Here is a 25,940-nt window from a genome sequence, read left to right on the forward strand (position 1 = left end):
GCCTCCAGGGTAGTTGGTGACGGATACTGACCCCTATGGCTTACGACGATCTCCGCTCGCTGCTCCGGGCTCTGGAGCGGGAGGGCGACCTCAAGCGCATCAAGGCCGAAGTCGACCCGTACCTGGAGGTCGGGGAGATCGTCGACAGAGTGAACAAGGCGGGGGGCCCGGCGCTCCTCTTCGAGAACGTCAGGGGCTCGGCGATGCCGCTGGCCATGAACGTCTTCGGCACCGACCGCCGCCTCCTGAAGGCCCTCGGCCTCAAGTCGTACGGCGAGATCAGCGAGAAGATCGGCGGCCTGCTGAAGCCGGAGCTCCCGCAGGGCTTCATCGGGGTCCGCGAGGCCTTCGGCAAGCTCGGCTCGATGGTGCACGTGCCGCCGAAGAAGGTGAAGGGCGACTCCGCGCCCGTCCAGGAGGTCGTCCTCACCGGCGACGACGTGGACCTCGACCAGCTCCCGGCCCTCTTCACCTGGCCCAAGGACGGCGGCGACTTCTTCAACCTCGGCCTGACCCACACCAAGCACCCCGAGACCGGCGTCCGCAACCTCGGCCTCTACCGGCTCCAGCGCCACGACAAGCGCACCATCGGCATGCACTGGCAGATCCACAAGGACAGCCGCAATCACTACGCCGTCGCCGCGGCGAAGGGCGAGCGGCTGCCGGTCGCGATCGCCTTCGGCTGCCCGCCCGCGGTGACGTACGCGTCCACCGCGCCGCTGCCGGGCGACATCGACGAGTACCTCTTCGCCGGCTTCGTCGCGGGCAAGCGGATCGAGATGGTCGACTGCAAGACGGTCCCCCTCCAGGTCCCGGCCAACGCGGAGGTCGTGATCGAGGGCTGGCTGGAGCCCGGCGAGATGCTCCCGGAGGGTCCCTTCGGCGACCACACCGGCTTCTACACCCCGCAGGAACCCTTCCCGGCCCTGAAGATCGACTGCGTGACGATGCGCAGGCGTCCGCTCATCCAGTCGATCGTCGTCGGCCGGCCGCCGACCGAGGACGGCCCGCTCGGCCGCGCGACGGAGCGGTTCTTCCTGCCCCTGCTCAAGATCATCGTGCCGGACATCGTGGACTACCACCTCCCGGAATCGGGCGGCTTCCACAACTGCGCGATCGTCTCGATCGACAAGAAGTACCCGAAGCACGCGCAGAAGGTCATGCACGCCATCTGGGGCGCGCACATGATGTCGCTGACCAAGCTGATCATCGTGGTCGACAAGGACTGCGACGTCCACGACCTGCACGAGGTCTCCTGGCGAGCCCTCGGCAACACCGACTACTCCCGCGACCTCACCGTCGTCGAGGGACCGGTGGACCACCTGGACCACGCCTCGTACCAGCAGTTCTGGGGCGGCAAGGCGGGTATCGACGCCACGAAGAAGCTGCCTGAGGAGGGCTACACCCGCGACGGCGGCTGGCCCGACATGGTGGAGTCCGACCCGGCCACCGCTGCCCTGGTGGACCGCCGCTGGAAGGAGTACGGCCTGTGAGCCCGATTGTCGTGGGGGGGCCCGAGCTCTTCCTCGGCGCCGGCGAGGTCTACGTGGCCCTGCTGCGCCCGAAGATCGACCCGGCGGACCCGGGCGTCCGGCTGGCCGCCGAGCAGACGGGCGTCACACCCGAGGAGTTCGCCGGATCCGGCGACGTCTGGGCGCTGATGTACGAGGACGGCGCCGGCCACGGTGAGTTCGAGCTCCCTGGCGCGCGGGACGTCGAGGCGGACGGCTTCGCGGAGCAGCTCCAGGCCGCCTTGGCTTCGGGCGAGCCGTTCACGGTCGAGGCCGGGGACTTCCTGCGCATCGACGCCCGCCCGGCGGCCGACGCCTGGCGGCTGACCGCCCGGGTCACCCCGCCCGAGGACGAGGAGGACGGCGCCGCCGCACCCCAGACCCTGGAGCTCGGTGCGCTCCCGGCGGCGGAACTGCTGGCCGGCCTCGAAGAATTCCGGAGAGCCCTCGCATGATGACGACCGCCGACGAGGTCATCGGGCGGGACCCGGCGCCGCAGCCGACCGGCAAGGTCAAGGCGTTTCTGAGGCTCGTGCTGATCGAGCACTCGGTCTTCGCGCTGCCCTTCGCCTACATCGCGGCGTTCACCGCCATGTTCCAGCTCGACCGGCACGTCCACTGGGGCGTACTGCTGCTCGTCACCCTCTGCATGGTGGGTCTGCGGACCTTCGCGATGGCCGCGAACCGGATCATCGACCGCGAGATCGACGCCCGCAACCCGCGCACGGCCGACCGCGAGCTGGTCACCGGCGCGGTGTCGGTCCGCGCGGCCTGGACCGGAGCCGGGATCGCGCTCGTCGTCTTCCTCGGTTCGGCGGCGTTGCTGAACCCGCTCTGCCTGATGCTGGCGCCCGTCGCGGTGATCCCGATGGTGGTGTACCCGTACGGCAAGCGGTTCACGAACTTCCCGCACGCCATCCTGGGCCTGGCCCAGGCCATAGGACCGATCGGGGCCTGGCTGGCCGTCACCGGCGAGTGGTCCTGGGACGCGGTGATCCTGGGGCTGGCGGTGGGCGTGTGGATCGGCGGCTTCGACCTGATCTTCGCCTCCCAGGACGTGGCCTCGGACCGCGCGGACGGCGTCAAGTCCGTCCCGGCCCGCTTCGGCGTCCCGGCGGCCCTCTGGGGCGCGCGCGGCGCGCACGTCGTGACCACGGCCCTGCTGGCCTGGTACGCGCTCGCCACCGACGCGGGCGCACTGTTCTGGGTGGGCCTGGCGATCGTCGTCGTCGCCTTCTTCTACGAGCACACCATCGTGACCCCGCACGACCTGTCCCGCCTGAACCGCGCCTTCTTCACGGTCAACGGCTTCATCGGCATGGCCCTGTTCGTGTGCGCCCTGGCAGACCTGGCGGTTCGAGGCCTGACCTTCTAGCTGCCTCAGCCGGTGAGGGCGGGCTGCCGGCGGGCCGGGCGGCGGAAGTACAGGGCGGTCACGATGCCCGTCACCAGCCCGCACAGGTGGCCCTGCCAGCTGACGCCCGTGTTCGTCGGGAGGATGCCGGCGAAGAACGAGGTGCCCCAGACGGCGGTGACGCCCACGGCCACCGCCACGCCCAGCACCTTGCGCTCCACGAAGCCGCGCACGAGCAGGTAGCCGAAGAGACCGAAGACGACGCCGGAGGCGCCCAGCGTCAGGGTGTCGGACGGGGATATCAGCCAGGTGCCGAGGCCGTCGCCCAGCACGATCAGGCCGCACACCGCGAGAAAGCGGCGGATCCCGGACAGGGCCGCTATGAAGCCGAGGACCAGCAGCGGCACGCTGTTGGAGGCGACGTGGTCGAAGCCGAAGTGGAGGAAGGCCGCGGAGACGACGCCGGTCAGGCTGCCCGGGTCGCGGGCGATGATCCCGTACTGGTCGAGGGCGTGGCCGGTGGCGTAGTCGACGGCCTCCAGGGCCCACAGCAGGGCCACCCAGCCCAGCATCAGCTTGGCCGCAGCCTTGGTCCGGTCGGCCTGCGTCCAGCCCGGTTCCACCGTCGTGCTCATCTTCGCCCCCTCGTCGCGTCCCGTCACGGGAACGTCCCGACACCTTACTGAGTGCCCATCGGTGGTGGCCGGATAGTCTCGGAGGTATGACTGAGCGCAAGCGCACCCCGTGGGTGGTCGGGGTTTCCGGAGCGTCCGGGACGCCGTACGCGGCGGCGGTGCTCCGCGGGCTGCTGGCCGCGGGGGAGAGTGTCGACCTGGTGGTCAGCCGCGCCTCCCGCCTCACCCTGCTGGACGAGACCGGAATCGCCTTCCGTGACGCACACTGGCGCGAGGACCTGGGGGAGTGGCTGGGACGTGGAGCCGACGGGAAGCCCGAGACCTTCGCGCGGCCGGAGCTGGACGACGTCCGGTACTGGGGTGCGGGGGACCTGGCGGCGGGCCCGAGTTCGGGCTCGTATCCGGTCAAGGGGATGCTCATCGTCCCCGCGTCCACGGCCTGCGTGGCGGGGGTGGCGCTCGGACTGTCGAAGGACCTGCTCCAGCGCGTGGCGAGCGTGACGCTCAAGGAACGGCGCCGGCTGGTGGTCGCGGTGCGGGAGACCCCGCTGAACGGGCAGACGCTGCGCCACTTGGTGGCGCTGGACGAGGCGGGCGCGATCGTGCTGCCCGCCTCTCCGGCGTTCTATACGGGTGCGACGCACATCCAGGATCTGGTGGACTTCGTCGCGGGGCGGGTGCTGGACGCGGCAGGTGTGCCGCACCAGCTGTACCGCCGCTGGGAGGGGGAGCTGGGAGGCTCCCGTACTCCCCGGGAGGCAAGCGCCGGTGACTAGGCCTTCTTCTTGCGGCCCAGCGGCTTGCGGGCCTTGTCGACGCGGTGGGCCGCGGCGGGCTGGTGGGCACGGGATCGGTTGGCCAGCTCCTGGAGCTCCCGCATGTGTGCGTAGGCCATCTCGATCGTGAACACGGTGAACCACTCCTGAAGATCGTTATTGATCAGCTGAAAGATTTCACAGGGTGTTGACCCTGTGTGCCTTAGATTCTATACCTAGACTTGCAGGATCGCCGAATAATGGAAGGCTCCACGTAAATGGACACGGTGGACAGGCAGCTCATCCAGGCACTCCGGGAGAACGGTCGTGCCTCGTACGCGGAGCTGGGCCGTCTCGTGGGCCTCTCCGGCCCCAGCGTCACCGACCGCATCAACCGGCTTGAGACGGCCGGCGTCATCACCGGCTACCGCGCGACGGTGGACTCGCGTTCGCTCGGCCTCGGCGTCACGGCGCTGATCGGACTCTCGATGTCCGACGCCGCCGACCACGAGGATGTGGCCCGGCGGCTGCGCGACCTCAACGAGATCGAGGACTGCTGGTTCATCGCGGGCGACGACTCCTTCATGCTCAAGGTGCGCGCCAATGACGTGGACGGCCTGGAGAAGATCATCCGGAAGCTCTCCGGCACCAAGGGCGTATCGCGCACCCGCACCACCATCGTGCTCTCCACCAAGTGGGAGAACCGGGTCGGGGAACTTCCCGAGGAAGCCTGAGAGTACGGTTGGCCAGGGTTCGCAGGACAGGCAGAGGCATCTAGAGGAGGCGACCGGCACATGGACGCTGGGCTCAAGCGTGAGCTGGAGGAGAAGGTCCGCTCCGGCGAGCGGCTGACCCGTGAGGACGGTATCGCCCTCTACGAGTCGGACGACCTGGCCTGGCTCGGTGGCCTCGCCCACGAGGTGCGCACGCGCAAGAACGGTGACGTCGTCCACTTCAACGTCAACCGGCACCTCAACATGACGAACGTGTGCACCGCCTCGTGCGCGTACTGCTCGTTCCAGCGCAAGCCGGGCGAGAAGGACGCGTACACGATGCGCATCGAGGAGGCCGTGCGCCTGGCCAAGGCCATGGAGAACGACAACCTCACCGAGCTGCACATCGTCAACGGCCTGCACCCGAACCTGCCGTGGCGCTACTACCCGCGCTCGCTCTCCGAGCTGAAGAAGGCGCTGCCGAACGTCTCGCTGAAGGCGTTCACGGCGACCGAGATCCACCACTTCGAGACGATCTCGGGGATGTCGGCCTCCGACATCCTCGACGAGCTGATCGAGGCCGGCCTGGAGTCGCTCACCGGCGGCGGTGCGGAGATCTTCGACTGGGAGGTCCGGCAGCACATCGTCGACCACCGCACCCACTGGGAGGACTGGTCGCGCATCCACCGGCTCGCGCACGAGAAGGGTCTCAAGACCCCCTCGACCATGCTCTACGGGCACATCGAGGAGCCGCGCCACCGCGTGGACCACGTGCTGCGGCTGCGCGAGCTCCAGGACGAGACCGGCGGTTTCCAGGTCTTCATCCCGCTGCGGTACCAGCACGACTTCGTGGACATGCAGGACGGCAAGGTGCGCAACAAGCTCCAGGCGCGTACGACGATGGCGACCGGCGCCGAGGCGCTGAAGACCTTCGCCGTCTCGCGACTGCTCTTCGACAACGTGCCGCACGTCAAGGTCTTCTGGGTGATGCACGGTGTGCAGACCGCCCAGCTCGCGCTGCAGCACGGCGCGGACGACATGGACGGCTCGGTCGTCGAGTACAAGATCACGCACGACGCGGACAACTACGGCACCCCGAACAAGCTGGGCCGTGACGATCTGCTGGAGCTGATCCGGGAAGCGGGCTTCCGCCCGGTCGAGCGCAACACGCGCTACGAGATCATCCGCGAGTACCCCGGTCCGGACGCGAACCTGCGCGAGACCCCGCAGGCGATGCGCGTCTGACGCCTCGTCCGACCGCTTCCCGATGAGTTGAACCCCGGCCCGTGGGCCGGGGTTCGGCTTTTTCTGGACGGGCCCATGAGGTAATAGATAATCTTGTGGAGTGACTCTTACTTTCACCCTGGACCCGGTCGTCGGCCCTTCCCTGCGTGAGGGGATCCTGGCGCTGTGGGCCGACGTCTCCAACGCGGGCGGCGCCGTGGGCTTCGTGCCCCCGGTCACCGCCGACGACATCCGCCCCGCACTCGACAGCCACCTCGCCGGCGTCGCCGACGGGAGCTGCCGACTGGTCCTCGGGTCCGACGAGGACGGGACGGTCGCCGCGACCGCCTTCCTCACCCACAACACGCACCGGCTCCAGCTCCACTGGCTGTGGGCCTACACGGTGATGGTCCATCCGCGCCATCAGGGCAAGGGGTACGGGCGCGAGCTGATGGCCGCCACCGAGGCCGCGGCCCGCTCCGTCGGGAACATCGACGCCATCCGCCTCGGCTGCCGCGGCGGTCACGGCCTGGAGCACTTCTACGCCTCCTGCGGCTACAAGGAGGTCGGCCGCGTCCCCGGCGCCATCCGGGTGGCCCCGGGCGACGACCGCGACGACATCACGATGCTGCTGCCGCTGCACTGACACGCGGTCCTGCCCGCGGCCGGACCCCGGAGGGCCGCGGCCGCACCCCGGCGTGCTTCACTTGACGGGCACCGGGCACCGGCCGCCGCAGACCACGACGAGAGAGAAGGGGTCACCGTGTCCCTCAAGACCAGCGCAACGATCCGCTACACCGCGATGCGCCTGGGCATCTTCGTCGGATGCCTCGTCGCCGTCGCGGGCCTCGTCCGGCTCGGCTGGGTGCCCGCAGGGCTCGGGGAGGCCAATGCCGCCTGGGTCGTGCTGCTCGCCATCGTGATCTCCGCCCCGCTCTCCTTCGTCCTTCTGCGCAAGCAGCGCGACGCGATGTCCACGCAGATCTCCGGGCGCGTCGCGGGTGCGAAGGAGCGGCTCGCCGCGAACCGCAGCCAGGAGGACCGGGCGGACGACGCGGCGCGGGTGGCCTCGTAACGCCCCAGTTGGCTTCATCACACATCGAACCGCCCCAGCTCCGGGTATACCGCCCGTAACGCTGGGGCGGTGGTGTTTTCCGGGCCTGCGCAAGAGGGCCTCGTGCGCCGTTGTCTCAAAGCACCCCTTTGAGATTCCCAAAGGGGAAGTGTTAGCGTGTTCAACATGTTGACCCCAGTTGCGCACCCCATGATCACGAGCGTTCCGCTCGCGATGCGCCTGCACGTCGACCTCTGCCGCCGCGCGTCCGCGGCCTGTTGCTGTTGAGCTGAATCGATACAGCAGCCGTCCCGGCCGGCCCTTCTGGCTGCTGCCGCACCGCTTCACCACCGCAGTACTTCCCCCCTGTCTTCGTGCGCCACCTCCGGAGAGTGTCCGTGTCCGCGACCCCCCAGGCCCCTGCCAAGGCCTCGTTCAAGTTTCCCTTCTGGGCCCAGATCGTCGCCGGTCTCGCCCTCGGTGTCCTCTTCGGCTGGATAGCCCGCAGCCAGGACATCAGCTGGCTCGGCACCACGCTGGAGAAGACCGGCGACATCTTCGTCCAGCTGCTGAAGCTGGCCATCGCCCCGCTCGTCTTCTTCGCGATCCTGGTGTCGATCACCAACCTGCGGAAGGTGAACAACGCGGCGCGCCTCGCCTCCCGCACCCTTCTCTGGTTCATGATCACCTCGCTGATCGCGGTCGGCATCGGCATCGCCATCGGCCTGCTGACCGACCCCGGTTCCGGCACCGGCCTCACCGCGGCCGACGGCAAGGACCCGAAGAAGACCGGCTCCTGGATCGACTTCCTCACCGGGATCGTGCCGACGGACATCGTCACGCCGTTCACCGAGCTGAAGGTCCTTCAGATCGTCTTCCTGGCCGTCGTCGCCGGAATCGCCGCCCTCCAGATCGGCGCCAAGGCCAAGCCGGTCCTCGACCTCGCCGAATCCGCCCTGGAGCTGCTCCAGAAGGCCCTGTGGTGGGTCATCCGCCTCGCCCCGATCGGCACCATCGGGCTCATCGGCACCGCGATCGCCACCTACGGGTGGGACCTGATCGGCAAGTACGCGACCTTCACCGCCGACGTCTACATCGGCTGCGCCCTCGTGATGTTCGGCGTCTACCCGCTGCTGCTCGCGACGGTCGCCAAGGTCAGCCCGCTCCAGTTCTTCAAGGGCGCCTGGCCCGCGATCCAGCTGGCTTTCGTCTCCCGCTCCTCGGTCGGCACCATGCCGGTCACCCAGAAGGTCACCGAGCGCCTCGGCGTCCCGAAGGAGTACGCCTCCTTCGCCGTCCCGTTCGGCGCCACCACCAAGATGGACGGCTGCGCCGCGATCTACCCGGCCCTCGCCGCCATCTTCATCGCGCAGATCTTCGACGTGCAGCTCGGCATCAAGGAGTACCTGCTCATCGTCTTCGTCTCGGTCATCGGCTCCGCCGCCACGGCCGGCCTGACGGGCGCCACCGTCATGCTGACGCTGACCCTGTCCACCCTGGGCCTGCCGCTCGCGGGCGTCGGCCTGCTGCTGGCGATCGACCCGATCCTGGACATGATGCGCACCGCCACCAACGTGGCCGGCCAGGCTCTGGTCCCGGTCATCGTCGCGGCCCGCGAGGGGATCCTGGACAAGGAGGCCTACGCCTCCGCCTCGGCCTCCTCGCTGGACGAGCCCGCCCCGGCCGCCGAGCCGGCCGTGGTCGCGGCCGCCTGACCCGCACCGCACACCACCTGCCGCAGCCCCCGCCCCGACCGGGCGGGGGCTGCGGCGTTCGCGCCGACCGCGGCAGGCACCACGGAGCACTGTCAGCGGCGGATGGCAGCATCGGGAGCATGACGAAGACGGATACGACACCGTTCGACTGGCGCCCGTTCCTGCTCCGTTGGAGCGGGGAGTGGTCGGATTCCCTGCCCGGCGACAAGGCGCGGGACGAGGAGGACGAAGCCGCCCGGCGGGATCGGTGGCTGGGGTTCCCGCCCGCGTCCGAGGAGCGGATCGCAGCCATGGAGGAGCGCCTCGGCCGACGGATGCCCCCGTCGTACCGGGAGTTCCTGGCGGTCTGTGACGGGTGGCGGCACGCCGGCGGGTTCGTCCGGGTGCTGGCGGGGACCACGGACGCGCGCTGGCACGACGACGCGTACGGGCTCGCGGACATGTACGAGGGGTACCTGGACGACAACGCCGGACCTGCCGCTCGGCGGGCCGCGGGCATCTGGCGGCGCGGGCTCCAGCTCAACGTCGAGTACCAGGCGGCCGTCGTCCTCCTGGATCCCGAGGACGTGGACGAGGACGGCGAGTGGGCCGTGTACGTGTCGGCGAGCTGGCACGGCACGGCGCCCAAGCGGTACGCGAACTTCGTCGCGTTCATGCGGGACATGCACCGGGAGTTCCACAGCCTGCGCGCACGCGCGGCCGACGGGGAGCCGGAGTTCGCCAACGACACGACGCGCGAGCTGGACGCCCTGATGGAACAGGCCCGGCTGGAGGCGCTGCGCGGTCACGGGGAACGCGCCACGCACACGCTGGACGAGGCCAAGGGGTACGGCAGACCGCGGGCCGCCGGGCTGGGCGACCAGATACGCCGCCTGCTGGGACAGACCGGCATGGTGTACTTCGAGGACGTGGTGACCGACCCGCGGTACGCGCCCGAGCTGCTGCCGGTGCTGGTCATCGACCATGCCGTCCAGTCGTACAGGAACGACTCCACGCTGAAGTACCACCTGCGGGGAGCCGGTGACGACGTGGTGTCGCTGGCGTACGCGACGCTGGAGCAGGTGCGAGGCGGCACGTACCGGTACACGGCGGCCGGGCCGTTCGGGGAAGCGGTCGAGCGGGCACGGGAGCTGGCGCGCTGGGGCGACACCGACGGCGCGTGGCGGACGCTGATGGACGCCCTGCCGGTATGGCAGCCGCTGGGCCCCGACCACCTGGCGCCGCTGGGGTGGGTGGCCGACCCCCTGCTGGGAACCCTGCTGACCCCGGAACGGGGCCGCGAGCTGCTGTCCACCCCCAGGGGCGGGCAGGCGGGTGAGGCACCGGGCCCGACGGCCGGACTCGACCCGGACGACCTGGCGTGGCCGGCGGACCTGGGCCCCCACGACAGCCTCACGTCCTACCGGTTCGTCCTGGTCGAAGACGTGGAGCCGGAGGACCTTCCCGGACGCCTCGCGGAAGGCGGCGAGGCCGTGCTCAGTGATCCCATGACCTACGACGAAGCCCGCCACCTGTTGATCGACGGACGGCGGGAGTTCTCGTCCTACGACGACAAGGCCCTCGTGGCGGTCGGCCGGGCCGGCACCCGGTGGAGCTTCGCCTTCGACGGCAACCCTCCGTATTTCGACCCGCAGCGGTTCGTCTCCCCGGCTGCGGCCGCCGGCGCGGGCACCCGCGCGGTGGTCGTCTGGTGCGGTCTGCGGGACTGGCGCGGGGACCCGTTCTTCCATCTCTCCGTGGCGCGGGACGGAGCCGAGCAGTACGCCTTCACGTACGCGGACGGGGAGATCAGCCGGACCGGGGAGATACCAGGGGCGCTGGACCCGGACCGGTTCTTCGGCACCCGGGCGGAGGCCACCGGGACGGAACGGCCGCTGCTGGAGGCCGTGACCGCCGAGTTCGGTGTCCGACTGCCGCGCCACGCGCTCACGCTCGGACGGCTGCACACGTTCACCACCCGCTCGTGGCGGCGGCCGCCGAGGAACGGGGAGGGCTACGCCGTGGTCAGCATCAGCTGAGATGCCGCGTGCCGACGGGCGCGGACCTGCGGCCTTCCTCCGGTCAGACCGTCTGCGCGCGGACGTAGGCGACCGTCGCCAGCAGGAACGGCAGGGCGAACCACCATCGGCCCATGGTCCGCCGGAACAGCGGGGTGATGGTGATCAGCAGTCCTGCGAGGCACAGCACCAGGCAGCAGCCGGCCAGGAAGCGGACGTCCTCGCGCAGCAGGTCGTCGCGGGGCTCCGGCCGCATCGACAGGGCGACGTAGCAGGTGAACAGCGCGGGGATGTAGGAGAGGGCGAGCGGTATCCCGAGGACCCACTGCAGGCAGCCGCGGTCCTCGGGCAGGTCGATGTTCTCGCGCGGGAGCCTCATGCGCGCCTCAGCCGAGCGTCGCGCCGCGGATGTACGCGGTCAGCCCGAGGAGGAGGGGCGGGGCGAGCCACCACGGGCCCATGGCCCGGCGCACGCTCGGTATCGCGGTGATGAGCAGGCCCAGCACGCTCAGGGAGACGGAGACCAGGCACAGCGCGCCGACGTTCTCGTAGCCCTGGTCGTCCCACTCGCCCCGGGGCCCGGCGAACAGGGCCCCGAACACGGCGGCGGTGTTCAGCAGGTGGATGATCCCGAGCGGAACGCCCAGTACCCACCGCAGGCAGCCCCGGTCCTCGGGCAGGTCGATGCTCTCGCCGGGGTACGTCATCGCATTGCGTCCTTCGCTTGGGCGAGGTTCCCGACGAACCGGTCACCGTAGCCCTGGGCCTTGGGGAGGTCCCAGTAGGGACCTCCGTTGTAGCGGGCGGCGATCTCCCGCATCTGGGCCTCCGTCATCTGATCGGCCGGGACGTCGGCGAGACCGCTCTCCGCCTTGATCTGGGCCAGGAAGCCGGCCGCTATGAAGGCATTCTGCTTGGGGTCCTGGAGCGCCTCTTCCACCAGGGTCCGCTGGTGGTCGGTGAGGTTCGCCGGGTCGTAGCCGAGCACTTCGGCGCCGCGCCGGAGCTGGATGGCGATCGGCCCGTACGAGGTTTCGTCCAGCTTCCCGCCGAGCCGCCACGGAAGGTTCTCGGGGGTGACCGGGCTCAGGCCCCACGGGGCCGCGGCCTGTTCGCGGATCGTGCCGGTCACGTCGTCCAGCAGGCCGGGCTGGTAGCCGCCGATCTCCTGCCAGGCCACGCCCGCGACCAGCTCCTCCGGCAGGCCCGCGTTCTTGGCCGCCGCCCGCAGGACCTCCTTGTTCTGGGAGATCCAGTCCGCGTGCATGCCGTCGGTGACCAGGGGGATCCAGTAGTTGTCGGCGGCATCCCCCGGCAGTCCGGCGACCCGCATCCGGATGTCGCGCAGCTGCGGGGAGACCGGGGTGTCCGGCCCCACCGGGCCGGTCATCTCCTTCTTCGGTCCGCTGCCCGGCAGATGGGTCAGGGGGTTGGCGCGTGCCTCCGCCGCCTCGCGGCGCATGTCGGCCATGGCCGCGTAGAGGTCGACCCCGCTCGCACCGCCCTTCAGCCTGAACTCGGGCAGCAGCTCGTACGCCTGCTTCAGCGCGTGGACGCAAGAGCTGCGCGCCTCCTGCTCGGTGGTCTTCGCCAGGTGGAAGTTGCCGCCCGCGTCGTCGTGGAGGCGGTTGGCCTCGTCGCGGATGTCGTCCACGTCCATCGTGAGCTCGGCGAGACCGTCGAGGAATCCGGTGGTCGCCCGCATGTCCTCCCACTGGCACATCGGCTCCGCCTCCTGGGCCGTGCGGGTGACCGCGGTGCCCTTCGTGGCGATCAGGGCGGCGAGCTTGCGCTCGGAGCCCTTGCCGTTCGCGTAGTGGGACTTGGCGGTCGTCAGGGCCGCCGCGTACGCGTGCAGGGCACTCGCGGCCTTGTCGTACCCCTCGGCGATGTGCTGTACGAGCTGCCGCGCCTCGGCCAGGCGCGAGGTGTAGGTGTGGCTGTTGTCGCTGTGCCATTCCGCGGTCTCGGCGCGCCGGGCGGGCTCCTCGGCCTGCACGAGCAGATCGCGCAGGCGCTTGAACTCGGCGGCGTTGCGCTCGACCAGCGCCGGGTTGCACTCCTCCAGGAACTGGACGTCCTTGCGATGGCTGAGCCCGCTCACTTGGCCTCCGGCTTCACGTACTGCCCCGATTCGAGGAGGCCCGCGAGGAAGGACCGGGCGGTGCCGTCGTCCACCTGGGCGAAGCTGGTGCCGGCCGTCTTCAGGCGGGTGGCCAGGGCGGCGAACAGGCCGATCGTGTCCTTGAACTGGTCGTCGGCGAACTGGGCGAAGCGCAGGACCTGCGCCGAGACGTCGCCGTGGGCGCGCGGCGCGCGGGCCATCGTGCCGGCGTCGCCGTCGGGCCGGCCCTCGTGGAGGAGGGCGGCGATCTCGATCAGCAGGTTGGCGTTGCCGTTGATGGAGGCGGCCCCGGCCACCAGGCTCCCGGCGGGGCTCCCCGGCGCGCTGCCGTCCGCCGGCGCGTGGTTGAGGCGCATGACGGGTGACTGCTGTGCGAGGACGGCGGCCTTGTGCCCGGCCCATTCCGCGTCGAACGACATGTATCCCCTGGATAGTTGATAACTGGACATGGCCAGAATCAGCTGGTCATGTCCATGCTAATACGGGGATTTCCGCCAACGGAACCTCGCGGTGCCGATATGGACCGGAGACGCGGTAGGCGGCCGTCCGGTTCCGCAACGGACCGGCGCGGCGGTCCTGTCATCGCCCCTCGCCAGCCAACTGGCCCGGTTCCGCAGCCTGATGGCGGTTCGGGAGGGGGCGGCCCCGCGGCGTGACGATCTCGCTCCTTGACCTTTGAATGATCTTCATAGCAGCATGGCGTGCCGCCGACCGGGCACCCGGTCCCGTCGCCGATGGGGCGGGATTCTTCTTCGGCGCCCGCCGCGCATGCGGCGTACGGCTACAGCAAGTGGTGCGTGCACGATGACCGTTCTTTCCTGTCGCGATGTGACCAAGAGATTCCGGCAGCACTCCGTGCTCGACGGGGTCAGCCTGAGCCTGGAGGCCGGTGAGATCGTCGGCCTCCTGGGCCTCAACGGCGCCGGCAAGACCACGCTCATGCGTCTGATCACCGGGCTCGCACGGCCGAGCTCCGGTGACATCCGCCTGTTCGGCGAGCCGCTGCCGATGCGACCCGCGCAGCTCGCCCGGATCGGCGCCGCGCTCGACGCGCCCTCCTTCCCCCGCTGGCTCACGGGCCGTGCGGTCCTGCGCATGCTGCTCGAAAGCACGGGACGCCCCGACGCCGGCCGGACCGGAGCGGTGCTGGAGCGCGTGGGTCTCGCCCACGCGGCCGGCAAACGGGTCGGGACCTACTCCCAGGGAATGAGGCAGCGGCTCGCTCTTGCCGCGGCCCTGCTGAAGAAGCCGGACCTCCTCATCCTCGACGAACCCACCAACGGCCTCGACCCGGAGGGCCTGCGGATGGTCCGTCGCGTCATCGCCGAGGAATCGGCCCGCGGCGCCACCGTCCTGGTCTCCAGCCACCAACTGGACGAGATCCAGCGCATCTGCCATCGCGTGATCATGGTGGCGGACGGCCGCGTGGCCGCCGCCGGAACCCTGGAACAGCTCGGCTACGACCCCGCCGGCGGACCCGACGCCTTCGAGGACTGGTTCTTCGGACTGGTCGGTCACCGCGGCGGAGGTGCCCGATGAAGCCTTTGATCCTCGGGGAATACCGTCGGCTGTGCCGCCACCCCCTGGCGATGACGCTCGCCGTCCTCTTCGTCCTCGGATCCCTCTACTGCGCTCTCGGCAGCCAGAGTTCCGCGTCGGCGAGTCTCGCGTCCGTCCGGCACAACATCGAGGACGTCGCCCAGGGGTGCGAGACGACCCTGAACACCCCCGAGCAGAAGACCGCCTGCCGCAAGGACGTCCCCTACGGACTCAAGACCCTGCGGCGGTACGAGGTGTCCTTCACCGAGCAGGGCCGCCGGGCGGCCAACGGACAACACCCCGTGGCCGCCCTGACCTGGACCACGAAGCTCGCGACATCCGTCCCGGGACTGGTGCTGGTCGTCCTGGTGGCGGCGTTCTTCGTCGCGGGCGAGTGGAGCCGGGGGAGCATCGTCGCCCGCCTCCTGCACGAGGCCCGGCTCGGCCGCCTGCTGACCGCCAAAGCGGTCGCGGTCTGGATGTGGATGCTCACCCTGGTGGCCGCCTCGTCGGCCGTGACGGCAACCGCCGGCGTGCTCTACGCCCGCTCGGCGTTCCCGTTGCCGTCTCCCGGTCCGCTGGGACGGGTCCTGGCCGAGACGGCCACGGTCCTTCTCGCGGGCGCCGCGGTCCTGGCGGGCGCCGCGGCCACCGCCGTGGTGCTCGCGGCACTCATCCGCCTGCCCTTGCGCACCGCTCTCGTGGGCATGGTGCTCCTGCTGCTCGTGCTGCAGACCTCCGGGATCCCCGGAGTGGGCGCGTGGTTGCCCGGCGGCGCCCTCTCCGACCTGGTCGGCTTCGGCGGAGTCGACAGCGTGTGGGATCACCTGTGGACGTCCACCGACCCGTCCACGGCACCCGCCCTGCTGCGGGCCGTGCCGACGCTCGTGGGCATCGCCCTGCTCTGTGCCTTCCAGCACCACCGCTCCCGGACCCGGGACCTGGTGTGAGCGGGACCGTCGCGGGAAGGCGCCCACGGTATCGGCGGGGAATCGTCTGGACGGGCGAGTTCCGGGTCCTCCGGGTGCCTCCGGTGTACCTGACCGCCGTCCTGCTGATCGTGGCCACGGCAGCCGCAGGCGCCCTCAAATGGTGGGGGGGTGCGCAGTACGGCGCCCAGCACCCCACGGTGGGGGCCCTGGTCGAACCCGCCTCCGCGCTGCGCGCCGCGGCCTGGCAGTCATCCACCTTCGGCGGGCTCCTCCTCGCCACGGTGATCGTGACGGTCGGAGGGGCCCAGCTCATCGAGAGCGGCACATGGGGCGTGCTCCGGCTGTACGAGCACCGGAGCCACGTCCTCTACGGGCGCAGGCTCTGCGCGGCCGTCGTGTTCCTCGCCGTGGTGCAGTTGGTGAACGGCCTGACCCTGTGGATCGTCATGCGGGGGATGGCGGCCCTCCGGCCGACCCCGATCCGGCCACCGACCGCCTTCGACACCGGTACGCCCGCCCTCGGCATGGCCGACGCCGGATCGGCCGGCTGGGCCGAGGCGCTCACCGCCACGGGCGGAGCCCTCCTGACGCAGACGCTGTACCTCTCCCTCGGGTGGTGCGCCGCGGCGGTTCTCCGCAACTCCATCGGAGCCCTGGCGCTGGGCATCGGCCCCTGGCTCGTGACCGCCCCGCTGCTGCTCCTCCCGGTCGGCCCGTTCGTCCCCCACGCGTGGATCGCCGGCTTGATGTCCCTGCCGGGTGAGGCTCAGTACCGCCTCTACTTCTGGGTCCAGGCGACATCGGAGCGCTCGCCTGCGGTCGGCGCGGCCCTGGTGGCCGGCTGCACCGCGGCCGCCGCCCTCCTCGCCCAGCTCCTGCTCCGCTCGGAGCGCGTGCTCCGCCCCATCGACTGACTTCCGGCTGCTCCGGCCGGGTCGCGAGGGTCCGCGACGCGGCCCGGGGCGGTGTCGGGGAGAAGGCCCCTGGACCGTGTCGCGAAGGTCCGCGATCCGGCGGGCTCAGACGCATAAAGACCCAAAGAACCGGGGGAAAAGGACCAACCGACCCCACCCCACCCCGGCGGACGGGGCCGCGTCGCTCGGTCGGGTGAATCGTGCCAACCGGACTGGATTTCATACGGGTTGGCGGGCATATGCTCGCCCCGACCACCGCAGACATGAGACGGCCCCCGACGGGACGGCGAATCCCGGCCGAGGGCCTGACCATCGTAGGAAGTAGACGCTTCCCCATGGCTCTCGAGCACCCTAGCGCGCCCTCGCGCGTCCCGTCCGCTGTTCCCTCCCCGACCCCCCGATCCGGTGTCATCCACGTCAACGTGCGGCACACGAGTCACTACACCGTGGTGGGCAACCACCTCCTGCAGCACCGGGAGCTGTCGGCGACGGCGATCGGCATCGCGGCGCACATCCAGTCGCTGCCGGAGGGGACACCGGTCGGCATCAAGGCGCTGGCCGCGCGGTTCCCGGAGGGGGAGATCCGGATCGGGTCCGCCCTGCGGGAGCTGGAGCGGCACGGCTACCTGGAGCGGCGGGCCGACCAACTGGCGAACGGGCGGGTCGCGACCCGGACGTACTCGTACAACAAGCCGGGGACCACCTCGGCAGAGCCGCCGCCGCCCCCGCCGCCGCCCCCGCCTCCGCCCCCGCCTCCGCCGCCGGCCCGGGAACCCGCACCGGAGCCGAAGCCCGAGCCCGTATCCGGGCCCGCACCCGAGCCGACGCCCGAGCCGACGCCCGAGCCGACGCCCGGGCCGGAAGCCGTTGCCCCGCCGCCCGCCCGGCGCGTGCGCCCCGGTGCGGCCGAACTGCTCGCCGGGCTCAGGCGCTACGACCCGAGACTCCTGCTCTCCGAGCGCGACGTACGGCAGCTCGCGCCGGACGTATCGGTCTGGCTGGAGCGCGGGGTCACACCCGAGGCGGTATCGAGGGCCCTGTCCGCCGACCTTCCCGAGGAGATGCGGCGCCCCGCGTCCGTACTCGCGTACCGGCTCACCGCGCTGCGCCCACCGCACCTGCCTCCGGCCCCGGCGGCTCCGGTGGTCAGGGACGCCAGGCGGCCGGACCCGCTGCAGAACTGCGGCGGCTGCGACCGCGCCTTCCGCGCCCCCCACCCCGGCCGCTGCCGGGACTGCCCGCCGGAGGAGGACGCGGCGGCGGCGTGAGCGGGCGGCCTCGCCGGCGTCCTCAGCCGGCGTCCTCGGCCGGCCCGACCGTGCGGGTCAGGAGCCGGCGGCGCGGACCGAGCCGGTGGTCGGGCCGCTGGGGTCGCCCACGAAGCAGGTGACCTCGCGGTCGCCGAGGATCCACGTGGCGGCCTGCGGGTAGTAGTAGTAGACCTCCAGCTTCTCCGAGATCTTCGGGTCGTTACCCACGTACGAGGTGAGGTCGGTGCCGCTGCACTTCTCCTCGGCGGCCTTGGTGACCTTCTCCGTGCCCGGGTACGCTCCGCCGTCCAGGTCGAAGACCGCGTAGGCCTCGCCCTTGTGCGGCTGGTCGCAGGGCACGATGCGCACCGAGCGGGCGGCCTGGCTGCCGTCCTTGTCGTCGTACTGGGCCAGATCGTCGTTCGTGTTGAAGCAGTCGCCCTTGCGGATCTCGTTCACGCCGCTGGAGACCGGGCCGGTGACCTGGCCGCCGGTGTCGCGCTTCTCCTTGGCGATGTCCTCCAGCGCTCCGGAGAGTCCGAGGGCCACGATGACGCCCCACAGCACGATGACCAGGCCGTGGACGACGATCGCCGCGATGGCGAGGCCCTTGCCCTTCTCGCCGCGGGACTTGATCTGGGAGAGGGCGACGATACCGAGGATGATCGGGACCAGCGGGATCCCGCAGACGATCGCCATGACGAGCGCGACGATGGCCAGCGTGTTGGTCTTCTGCGGCTGCGGCGGGTACCAGCCCTGCGGTCCGGCGCCGTGCGGCAGGGGACCGGGCTGCCCCGGCTGTCCGTACGGTCCGGGCTGTCCGTACGGGCCGGGGGACGACGGAGGCTGCGGTGGTATGGACATGCGTGGAGAGCTCCTTGCTCAGAGGGTGAGACGCGTCAAACGGCCCGGCAGTCGCAACGCACCGACGCATGCCTGCCCGTGGTCTTTACGCCGCCCATACGCTACCTCCTGCCGCCGACAGCCCCTGGGCCGCCCGCCCCCGGTCATCCCGGCATCCCGCCCTCCTGACCGGCCCGTCGGGCGGCGGCCGTCGCGCGGTGCCGGCCGGGGCGGGTTCCGTGGACGCGGTGGAAGGCCGCGCTCAGGGCGAACGCGCTGCGGTAGCCGACCTGGTGGGCGATCGACTCCACCGTGTCCTCGGTGCGCACCAGCAGGTCGGCCGCCAGTGCCAGGCGCCAGTCGGTCAGGTAGGCCATCGGCGGCCTGCCGACCAGCTCACCGAAGCGGCGCGCGAACGTCGCACGCGAGACCCCGGCCTCCTCGGCGAGGTCCGCCACCGTCCACGGCCGTTCGGGCCCGTCGTGGATCAGCCGCAGCGCCCGGCCCGTGACGGGGTCGCCGAGTGCCCGGTACCACCCGGGCGGATCGGTCTCCGGGCGGGTGAACCACTCCCGCAGGGTGGACAGCAGGAGCAGGTCCAGGAGCCGGTCCAGGACGGCCTGCTGGCCGGGGTCGTCCCGGCCGATCTCCAGGGCGGTGAGGTCCAGGATGGGTCCGGGCCCGCCGTCGTGGCGTACGACGAGCACCCGGGGGAGCGCGCTCAGCAGCCGCTCGGAGACCCGGCCGCCGACCTGGTAGCTGCCGGTGAGCAGGACGGTCGGGCCGTCCGTGCTGTTCCCGCAGGTGCGAAGGCCCAGCAGCCTCTTCGCCGATCTCCGCGCCGTCGGCGGTCGTGCAGCGGCCGGGCCCGTGCACCACCCACAGCGGCGGCGTCCGCACGTCCCCGTCGGCGGTGTCCGCGAGGGTGAACGGCCGCGCCCCGGTCACGATGGCCACGTCGCCCTCGCCGAGCGCGACGGGCTCCTCGCCACCGCCGGGCACGATCCAGCCCGTGCCGCGCAGCATGGTGGCCAGGGCGATCGGTGTCGGGTCGGCGATGCGGATCGACCACGGCGGGGCGAGGACGTTCCGGCTGAACAGGGCCCCGTCGGACCGGACTTCGTACAGCAGGCTCGCCAGCGCATCCATGCGACCACAGCCTAGACGCTGGGACATGTATCTGAGCGGGACGACCATTTCGCGTCCGGGCGCCGCCGGATTGACTGGTCACATGACGACGACGAAGAACAACGCGACGGCGAACACGACGACGAAGAACGACACGACGGCCAGGCCGATCCTGGTCCTGGGCAGCACCGGCAAGACGGGAAGCCGGGTGGCCGCGCAGCTGCGGCAGCGCGGTCACGAGGTCCGGGGAGCCTCCCGGAAGGGGCCGGTCGCCTTCGACTGGACCGATGAGAACACCTGGGAGCGGACGCTGGAGGGGGTCGGCGCGGCCTATCTGGTCGACTCGCAGCTCCCCGACGCCGCCGAGTCGATGCGCTCCTTCGCCAAGCTGGCCGTGGCCTCCGGCGTCGAGCGGCTGGTGCTGCTGTCCGCCCGCGACTGGGTGGTGCCGGAGGGCGAGGAGAAACTCCCCTGCGAGCGCGCGGTCCGCGAGTCCGGCGCGCAGTGGACCATCCTCAAGCCGTCCTGGTTCTTCCAGAACTTCAGCGAGGACCCGTTCATCCAGGGGCAGGTCCGGGGCGGCGAGCTCGTGATGTCGGCCGGGGACGGCGTCGAGCCGTTCATCGACGCCGAGGACATCGCCGGGGTCGCCGTGGCCGCCCTCACCCAGGAGGGGCACGGCGGGCAGGCCTACGAGCTGTCCGGTCCGCGGCTGCTGAGCCTGGACTCCGTGGTCGACGAGATCGCCCGGGCCACCGGCCGGGTGATCGCCTACCGTCCGCTCCCGGCGGACGAGTTCGCCGCCTACGCCGTGGGGCAGGGCGTGCCGGAGGAGTTCGTCGGCCTGCTGAACCTGCTCTACGGCTGGATCGCCGAGGGCCGCTTCGCCACCCTCGCCGACGGTGTGCAGCGGGTGCTCGGCCGGGAACCCCGTGACTTCGCCGACTACGTGCGGACCACCGCCGTGTCCGGGGTGTGGGGCGGTGGCGGTGGCGGTGGCGGTGGCGTGGAGCGTCCGTGAAGAAGGGCTCCAGGGGCTGGTCGGAGAGGGTTACCGCTACCTAAATTACCGGCGGTAACACTCGTGCCGAGCCAAGGAGAGTGCGCCGTGGGAGCCGAGCTGAGGCCGGTCCGGTCCGTAGAACCGGTCGAACCCGTCAAGACCGTGATCGACGGAGTGGTCCGCGAGGTACGGGTGCCCGCGCTGGCGGGCCCTCCGGACCGGGGATCCCTCGGGGACCTCCCCTTCGTCAACGCCTGGGAGGCCCCCGGGGAGGCGGTGCTCGCCCGCAAGGACCAGGACGGCGTCTGGCACGACGTCCCGGCCGCGCAGTTCGCGGCCGAGGTGCTCGCCGTGGCCAAGGGCCTGATCGCCGAAGGGCTCCGGGCGGGCGACCGGCTCGCCATCATGGCCCGTACGACCTACGAGTGGACCCTGCTCGACTTCGCCGGCTGGGCCGCCGGCCTGGTCACCGTACCGATCTACCCCACCTCCTCCGCCCTCCAGGCGCGCTGGATCATCCAGGACTCCGGGGCCGTGGCCTGTGCCGTCGAGGACACCGCGCAGGCCCGGCTCATCAGCGCCGAACGCGGCAACCTGCCCTGGCTGACCCACCTGTGGGAATTCGACACCGGCGCGGTGGCCCGGCTGGTCAAGGCCGGGGAACGCATCCCGGACGCGGTGGTGCACCACCGGCGGGCCGCCCGTACACCGGACTCCGTCGCCACGCTCATCTACACCTCCGGCACCACCGGGCAGCCCAAGGGATGCGTGATCACCCACGCCAACTTCTTCGCCCAGGTGGACAATGCGGTGGAGCTGCTGCACCCCGTCTTCAAGTCCGTCAGCAAGGACCCCGCCTCCACCCTGCTGTTCCTGCCGCTCAGCCACGTCTTCGGGCGGATGGTCGCCGTCGGCTGCATGCGGGCCCGGGTCAAGCTCGGGCACGCGCCCAGCATCCGTACCGAGGACCTCCTCGCGGACCTCGCCGGGTTCCGGCCCACCTTCCTCCTGGCCATCCCCTACGTACTGGAGAAGGTCTACAACACCGCCCGGGCCACCGCCGAGAAGATGGGCCGGGCCTCCTCCTTCGACCGGGCCGCCCGCATCGCGCAGCGCTTCGCCGAGACCGCCGAGGCCCGGAACCCCGGGCTCGTGCTGCGCCTCGCCCGGTCCGTCTACGACCCGCTCGTCTACCGGCGCATCCGGGCCGCGCTCGGCGGCCGCGTCCGCTACGTCCTGAGCGGCGGATCACCCCTGGGCCGGCGGCTCGCCGCCTTCTACACCGGCGCCGGCATCGAGGTCTTCGAGGGCTACGGGCTGACGGAGACCACCGGCGCGAGCACCGTGACCCCGCCGCTGCGGCCCCGCCTCGGCACGGTCGGCTGGCCGCTGCCGGGCACGGCCGTACGGATCGCGGACGACGGTGAGGTGCTGCTGGGCGGCGGCCACGTCTTCGCCGGCTACTGGAACGCCGCGCACGCGGCCCCGTACGGGAGCTGGCTGGCCACCGGCGACATCGGCGAGCTCGATGGCGACGGGTACCTCACCATCACCGGCCGCAAGAAGGACCTGATCATCACCTCCGGCGGCAAGAACGTGGCCCCGGCGCCACTGGAGGACTGGCTGCGGGCCCATCCGCTGGTCGGCCAGTGCATGGTGGTCGGCGACAACCGGCCCTACATCACCGCACTGATCACCCTGGAACCCGACGGGCTGCAGCACTGGCGCCAGATGCACAAGAAGCAGAACGTGCCGATGCGCGAGCTGGTGCGGGACGAGGAACTGCGGGCGGACCTCCAGCGGGCGGTGGACGAGGCGAACCGGCTGGTCTCACGGGCCGAGTCGATCCGCCGCTTCGCCGTCCTGCCGGGCGATTTCACCGAGGCGCGCGGCCACCTGACCCCGTCGCTGAAGCTCCGGCGGGGCGCGATCGCCCGGGACTACGCGGACCGGATCCAGGAGCTGTACCGGGGGCCGCGGGAGGCCTGAGCGGCGGGCCCGGTGCCCCGCCGGCGCCGGGCGGCGGGGACCGCGGAGCCGGTCTATGGTGGGCAGATGGGTCCGGGGGGCCGCCCGAGGAGGGCGCAGTGCACCGTTCCCGAGTCCGTAGGGCCACGGCCGCGGGCCTGGCCGCCGGCGCGATGCTCCTGGCCTCGCTGGGGGCGGCCCCGGCGCCCATACCGGCGCCCGCTCCCGCCCCGGCGCCCGCTGCCACCCCGGCGCCCGCTCCCGCCCCGGTGCCCACGCCCGCCCCGGTGCCCACGCCCGCCCCGGCGCCCACGCCCGCCCCTGCGCCCACGCCCGCCCCTGCGCCCGCTCCCGCCCCTGCGCCCACCGGGGGTGACGACCCCCTGGCGCGGTTCCACGCCCAGCGCGTCCGCTGGGGCGACTGCCCCGAGAAGCCCGTCCCCGCCGAGATGCGGTGCGCCGTCGTGGAGGTCCCGCTCGACTACGCGGCCCCGGCCAAGGGCACGGTCAAGGTGGCCCTGGGCCGGATCCCGGCCACCGACCCGGACCGCCGCATCGGCTCGCTGCTGATCAACTTCGGCGGCCCCGGCGCCTCTGGCATGGCCGGCCTCGCCGCCGATCCCAAGCTGTTCGCCGACCTCGGCGAACGCTACGACCTGATCGGCTTCGACCCCCGCGGCGTGGGCCACAGCGACCCGGTCTCCTGCGGCGGCGCCCGGCAGGCCGAAGCAGACCCGAACGCCGGCATGGCCGCGGCGCTGGCCACCCTGCGGGACGAGGTCAAGCGCTGCGAGGTCAACTCCGGCCCGGTCCTCGCGCACATGGGAACCGTCGACGTCGCCCGCGACATGGACGTGCTGCGCCGCGTCCTCGGCGACGAGAAGCTCAACTTCCTCGGCTTCTCCTACGGGAGCCGGCTCGGCGCCGTGTACGCCGCCCTGTTCCCGCGGACCACCGGCCGCATGGCCCTGGACGGCGTCGACACCCTCACCGAATCGCTGACCGAGCAGGCGCTCGTATCGGCCCGCGGCCAGCAGCAGGCCCTGGACAACTTCCTGACCTGGTGCGCCCATCAGACCGGCTGCGTCTACGGGACGAACACCCGTACCGCCAAGGAGAAGGTGGCCGCCCTGGTGGAGCGGCTCGACACGGAGCCGCTGGTCGGCCACGACGGCATACCGGTGAGCGGCCTGGTCGCCACCCTCGCGATCGGGCAGGCCCTGTACTCACCGAGCACGTGGCCCGCGCTCGCCAAGGCGCTGGCACAGGCCGAGCGCCAGCACGATCCGGCCGGGCTGCTGGCCCTGGTCGGCTTGACGGAGTCGCCGGAGCCAACGGACCCGCCGGAGCCGCCGGAGCCGACCGACCCGCCGGACCCGGCATCGCAGGCCGACGGATCCGATCCGGTGCCCGCCGACAACCTCGCCGCCGCCCTCGCCGCTGTGACCTGCGCCGACGACCCGGACCGGTCGATCGACAAGGCCACCCCGGCCGCGCTGGAGAAGGAGATCAACGAACTGGCGGAGGAGTTCCTCCAGGTCTCGAAGGTGTTCGGGGTGGCGCAGCTGTTGTCCGTGCTCACCTGCTACGGGCGGCCCCCCGGCACCGACTTCATCCGGAAGATCGACCACCCGGGGGCACCGCCGATGCTGCTGGTCGGCACCCGCGGCGACCCGGCGACGCCGTACGAGTGGACGGAGGAGACGGCCGAGAGGCTGGGTTCGGCGGTGATCGTGGACCACAAGGGCGACGGGCACACCGGCTACGGGACCTCGCGTTGCGTAGGGCAGTACGTCGACGACTTCCTCCTGTACGGGCGGCTGCCGTCCGGGACACGGTCCTGCCCCGCCGGAGAGTGAACCCGTCGGACCCGTCGGACCGACCGGTCCGGGAGGCAACCCGGTCCGCCCGTCCCGCATCCGCGCCTTCCACATCCTCCCGGAGGACTTCACCCCCCCCAGGCGGGCACCCTGACACCGTCCCTGAAACTCCGCCGGGGCGTGGTGGCGGAACGGTACGCGCGGGAGATCGCGGGGCTGTACGGGGAATGAGGCGGGGTCGGGGCGGGGGCCGGGGCTTCGGTGGGCGGGAGCCGGCCAGCTCCCGCCCCCGCCCCCGCCCGCCCGCCCCCCGCGTCGCCTCCCGCCCCCGTGGGTATTCGCCACCCAAGGGACCGAGGGGGCGGGCGTGGTGCGTCGTGGTGTGCGGGTGTTGGGGCGGGGGGCTGCCGGGGCCGGGGTGGTGGTGACCCTTGCTTTCGCCGGGTGGTTGACGTGGTTGCTGCCCGGGCCGCAGATGGCCGCCGTGCTCGGGTTCGGGCCCGTCGACGGGGTCGTCTCCATCCAGGAGTGCTACGAGGCGAGCGACGCCGAGGGCTATGCGACGGGTACCGACTGCGCCGGCCGGTACTCCCCCCGGCGGTCGGACGGGCCGCCCCGCGACATCGTCCTGGACACGGCCGCCGAGGACTACCGGCCCGGTACCCAGGTGGAGGTCAGGACGGCGCGGGGACGGGCGTACGAACTGTCGGGCAGCGCGGTGTTCCACTTCGGCACCGTCATCGGCCTGCTGCTCCTGCCGTTCCTGGTCCTGGCGGCCTGGCGGCCTGGCTGTTCGCCTGCGCCCGCCAGGGCAGGGTGGCGGACGGCGAGGGCTACGTCTTCGTGGCCCTGGCCGGCCTGGTCATCGCCATCGTGCCGGCCGCCGTCGCCGGAATCCTGGTCGAGATCGGCATGCTGATCTTCTGACCGTCGTTTCTGCGCACCTTCGCCCGGGGAGGGGGCGGTCGTCGAACCGTTCTCGTCGCCCGGGGGATCAACGACGGAGGAACCAGCGTGGGCACCTCCGACGAATTTGCCGTGACCTCGACGCGCAGGGCCGGGTGAGCGCACTTCCCGTCCCCGCCGGTGTCGATACGACCGACCCGATCGCGATCGACACGACCGGCCGCGTGGCCGGGAACGTGGGCTCCTCCCGTACCCGGCCGGTCCAGTGGCGGGCCGTCGTCTGGCGCTGACGGCCGCCGCCCCGCGCCCCGCCCGGTCGCTAGCTCTTGGCGGCCGGGCGGTAGGTGCACACGTGCACACCGGCCGGGCTGATCGCCGTGGAGACCAGTTCGTGCGTACGCAGGGGAGACCGCCACGCTCCCCGGAATTCGTCTTACCCGGCCAGGTTTTGTCGAGTGAGCCGGGTCACATCACCGGTCGCTCCGGGGGAGCCGTACCGGCCGTGACGGATTCCGTGGCCGTCTTCGGTCGCCTGTGCGGTCGGCGGGAGGCGG

The 25,940-nt window shown here is 71.6% G+C and carries 25 protein-coding genes and 1 pseudogene; 18 read left to right on the forward strand and 8 right to left on the reverse strand.

Going from position 1 to position 25,940, the window contains the following annotated elements:
* Positions 1-35 precede the first annotated feature (35 nt).
* The 3 genes from ACFY04_RS31910 to mqnP are packed head-to-tail and all read left to right on the forward strand — an operon-like array spanning position 36 to position 2,886.
* Complete coding sequence (locus tag ACFY04_RS31910) at positions 36-1,493, forward strand: menaquinone biosynthesis decarboxylase (protein WP_301368058.1); 1,458 nt, start codon at positions 36-38, stop codon at positions 1,491-1,493.
* On the forward strand, positions 1,490-1,966 hold the full coding sequence (locus tag ACFY04_RS31915) for a hypothetical protein (protein ID WP_389122103.1): 477 nt from the start codon (positions 1,490-1,492) through the stop codon (positions 1,964-1,966). Before ACFY04_RS31910 ends, ACFY04_RS31915 begins: the two co-directional genes overlap by 4 nt.
* Positions 1,963-2,886, forward strand: a complete 924-nt coding sequence (gene mqnP, locus ACFY04_RS31920; protein WP_389122104.1) for a menaquinone biosynthesis prenyltransferase MqnP — start codon at positions 1,963-1,965, stop codon at positions 2,884-2,886. The genes ACFY04_RS31915 and mqnP overlap by 4 nt, the downstream gene beginning before the upstream one ends.
* Positions 2,887-2,891: 5 nt before the next feature.
* Here the strand turns inward: mqnP and ACFY04_RS31925 are convergent, their stop codons facing one another.
* The gene (locus tag ACFY04_RS31925) at positions 2,892-3,500 is read right to left on the reverse strand and encodes a rhomboid family intramembrane serine protease (RefSeq protein ID WP_389122106.1); all 609 of its coding nucleotides are present in this window, start codon (positions 3,498-3,500) and stop codon (positions 2,892-2,894) included.
* Between the two features lie 86 nt (positions 3,501-3,586).
* On the opposite strand from ACFY04_RS31925, the gene ACFY04_RS31930 reads away from it, so the two are divergent.
* On the forward strand, positions 3,587-4,276 hold the full coding sequence (locus tag ACFY04_RS31930; RefSeq protein ID WP_373038216.1) for a UbiX family flavin prenyltransferase: 690 nt from the start codon (positions 3,587-3,589) through the stop codon (positions 4,274-4,276).
* On the opposite strand, the gene ACFY04_RS31935 is transcribed toward ACFY04_RS31930, so the two are convergent.
* Entirely contained in the window at positions 4,273-4,410 is a 138-nt protein-coding gene (locus ACFY04_RS31935) for a hypothetical protein (protein ID WP_189733807.1), read from the reverse strand. The two genes, ACFY04_RS31930 and ACFY04_RS31935, sit on opposite strands and share 4 nt — an antisense overlap.
* A gap of 123 nt (positions 4,411-4,533) precedes the next feature.
* On the opposite strand from ACFY04_RS31935, the gene ACFY04_RS31940 reads away from it, so the two are divergent.
* From ACFY04_RS31940 to ACFY04_RS31965, 6 genes are all read left to right on the forward strand, one after another.
* A complete protein-coding gene (locus ACFY04_RS31940) occupies positions 4,534-4,989 on the forward strand; it encodes an Lrp/AsnC family transcriptional regulator (RefSeq protein WP_389122108.1) in 456 nt (151 codons plus the stop codon).
* Between the two features lie 60 nt (positions 4,990-5,049).
* Positions 5,050-6,213 carry an aminofutalosine synthase MqnE gene (gene mqnE, locus ACFY04_RS31945; RefSeq protein WP_150258694.1) on the forward strand — a complete coding sequence of 388 codons (1,164 nt, stop codon included), beginning with the start codon at positions 5,050-5,052 and terminating at the stop codon, positions 6,211-6,213.
* A gap of 100 nt (positions 6,214-6,313) precedes the next feature.
* Complete coding sequence (locus ACFY04_RS31950) at positions 6,314-6,838, forward strand: GNAT family N-acetyltransferase (RefSeq protein WP_389122110.1); 525 nt, start codon at positions 6,314-6,316, stop codon at positions 6,836-6,838.
* Positions 6,839-6,994: 156 nt separating this feature from the next.
* Positions 6,995-7,267, forward strand: coding sequence for a DUF4229 domain-containing protein (locus ACFY04_RS31955; protein ID WP_389122276.1), 273 nt, complete (start codon positions 6,995-6,997; stop codon positions 7,265-7,267).
* A gap of 371 nt (positions 7,268-7,638) precedes the next feature.
* Positions 7,639-8,961, forward strand: a complete 1,323-nt coding sequence (locus tag ACFY04_RS31960; RefSeq protein ID WP_389122113.1) for a dicarboxylate/amino acid:cation symporter — start codon at positions 7,639-7,641, stop codon at positions 8,959-8,961.
* A 119-nt stretch (positions 8,962-9,080) separates the two neighbouring features.
* Positions 9,081-10,979, forward strand: a complete 1,899-nt coding sequence (locus ACFY04_RS31965; protein WP_389122115.1) for an SMI1/KNR4 family protein — start codon at positions 9,081-9,083, stop codon at positions 10,977-10,979.
* 43 nt (positions 10,980-11,022) lie between these two features.
* On the opposite strand, the gene ACFY04_RS31970 is transcribed toward ACFY04_RS31965, so the two are convergent.
* Genes ACFY04_RS31970 through ACFY04_RS31985 form a run of 4 tightly spaced genes read right to left on the reverse strand, consistent with a single transcriptional unit; the run spans position 11,023 to position 13,502 of the window.
* Positions 11,023-11,337 carry a hypothetical protein gene (locus ACFY04_RS31970; protein WP_389122117.1) on the reverse strand — a complete coding sequence of 105 codons (315 nt, stop codon included), beginning with the start codon at positions 11,335-11,337 and terminating at the stop codon, positions 11,023-11,025.
* 7 nt (positions 11,338-11,344) lie between these two features.
* Positions 11,345-11,665 carry a hypothetical protein gene (locus ACFY04_RS31975; RefSeq protein WP_389122118.1) on the reverse strand — a complete coding sequence of 107 codons (321 nt, stop codon included), beginning with the start codon at positions 11,663-11,665 and terminating at the stop codon, positions 11,345-11,347.
* A complete protein-coding gene (locus tag ACFY04_RS31980; protein WP_389122119.1) occupies positions 11,662-13,062 on the reverse strand; it encodes a hypothetical protein in 1,401 nt (466 codons plus the stop codon). The genes ACFY04_RS31975 and ACFY04_RS31980 overlap by 4 nt, the downstream gene beginning before the upstream one ends.
* Positions 13,059-13,502 carry a hypothetical protein gene (locus ACFY04_RS31985; protein ID WP_389122121.1) on the reverse strand — a complete coding sequence of 148 codons (444 nt, stop codon included), beginning with the start codon at positions 13,500-13,502 and terminating at the stop codon, positions 13,059-13,061. The genes ACFY04_RS31980 and ACFY04_RS31985 overlap by 4 nt, the downstream gene beginning before the upstream one ends.
* Before the next feature lie 409 nt (positions 13,503-13,911).
* Between ACFY04_RS31985 and ACFY04_RS31990 the strand changes: the two genes are divergently transcribed.
* The 4 genes from ACFY04_RS31990 to ACFY04_RS32005 all read left to right on the forward strand — a co-directional run bounded on the left by ACFY04_RS31990 (position 13,912) and on the right by ACFY04_RS32005 (position 17,736).
* Positions 13,912-14,622 (forward strand): ABC transporter ATP-binding protein, encoded by a 711-nt coding sequence (locus ACFY04_RS31990; protein WP_389122123.1) that lies wholly within the window; start codon positions 13,912-13,914, stop codon positions 14,620-14,622.
* Complete coding sequence (locus tag ACFY04_RS31995) at positions 14,619-15,572, forward strand: hypothetical protein (RefSeq protein WP_389122124.1); 954 nt, start codon at positions 14,619-14,621, stop codon at positions 15,570-15,572. Before ACFY04_RS31990 ends, ACFY04_RS31995 begins: the two co-directional genes overlap by 4 nt.
* An 83-nt stretch (positions 15,573-15,655) precedes the next feature.
* Positions 15,656-16,468 (forward strand): hypothetical protein, encoded by an 813-nt coding sequence (locus ACFY04_RS32000; protein WP_389122126.1) that lies wholly within the window; start codon positions 15,656-15,658, stop codon positions 16,466-16,468.
* A 422-nt stretch (positions 16,469-16,890) separates the two neighbouring features.
* Positions 16,891-17,736 carry a helix-turn-helix domain-containing protein gene (locus ACFY04_RS32005; RefSeq protein WP_389122128.1) on the forward strand — a complete coding sequence of 282 codons (846 nt, stop codon included), beginning with the start codon at positions 16,891-16,893 and terminating at the stop codon, positions 17,734-17,736.
* Between the two features lie 57 nt (positions 17,737-17,793).
* On the opposite strand, the gene ACFY04_RS32010 is transcribed toward ACFY04_RS32005, so the two are convergent.
* Complete coding sequence (locus ACFY04_RS32010; RefSeq protein WP_389122129.1) at positions 17,794-18,582, reverse strand: DUF4190 domain-containing protein; 789 nt, start codon at positions 18,580-18,582, stop codon at positions 17,794-17,796.
* Between the two features lie 143 nt (positions 18,583-18,725).
* Positions 18,726-19,710, reverse strand: a pseudogene (locus ACFY04_RS32015) (cupin domain-containing protein).
* Positions 19,711-19,792: 82 nt separating this feature from the next.
* Here ACFY04_RS32015 and ACFY04_RS32020 point away from each other — a divergent pair.
* The 4 genes from ACFY04_RS32020 to ACFY04_RS32035 all read left to right on the forward strand — a co-directional run bounded on the left by ACFY04_RS32020 (position 19,793) and on the right by ACFY04_RS32035 (position 25,676).
* Positions 19,793-20,710: an NAD(P)H-binding protein gene (locus tag ACFY04_RS32020; protein ID WP_389122132.1), complete on the forward strand. Its 918-nt coding sequence runs from the start codon at positions 19,793-19,795 to the stop codon at positions 20,708-20,710.
* A gap of 99 nt (positions 20,711-20,809) precedes the next feature.
* Positions 20,810-22,681, forward strand: coding sequence for an AMP-dependent synthetase/ligase (locus ACFY04_RS32025; protein WP_389122277.1), 1,872 nt, complete (start codon positions 20,810-20,812; stop codon positions 22,679-22,681).
* 98 nt (positions 22,682-22,779) lie between these two features.
* Positions 22,780-24,519 carry an alpha/beta hydrolase gene (locus ACFY04_RS32030; protein WP_389122134.1) on the forward strand — a complete coding sequence of 580 codons (1,740 nt, stop codon included), beginning with the start codon at positions 22,780-22,782 and terminating at the stop codon, positions 24,517-24,519.
* A gap of 1,022 nt (positions 24,520-25,541) precedes the next feature.
* Complete coding sequence (locus ACFY04_RS32035; RefSeq protein ID WP_389122136.1) at positions 25,542-25,676, forward strand: hypothetical protein; 135 nt, start codon at positions 25,542-25,544, stop codon at positions 25,674-25,676.
* Positions 25,677-25,940: the final 264 nt, after the last annotated feature.

It is taken from the genome of Streptomyces sp. NPDC001549 (assembly GCF_042894025.1).
Lineage (GTDB): Bacteria > Actinomycetota > Actinomycetes > Streptomycetales > Streptomycetaceae > Streptomyces > Streptomyces kutzneri.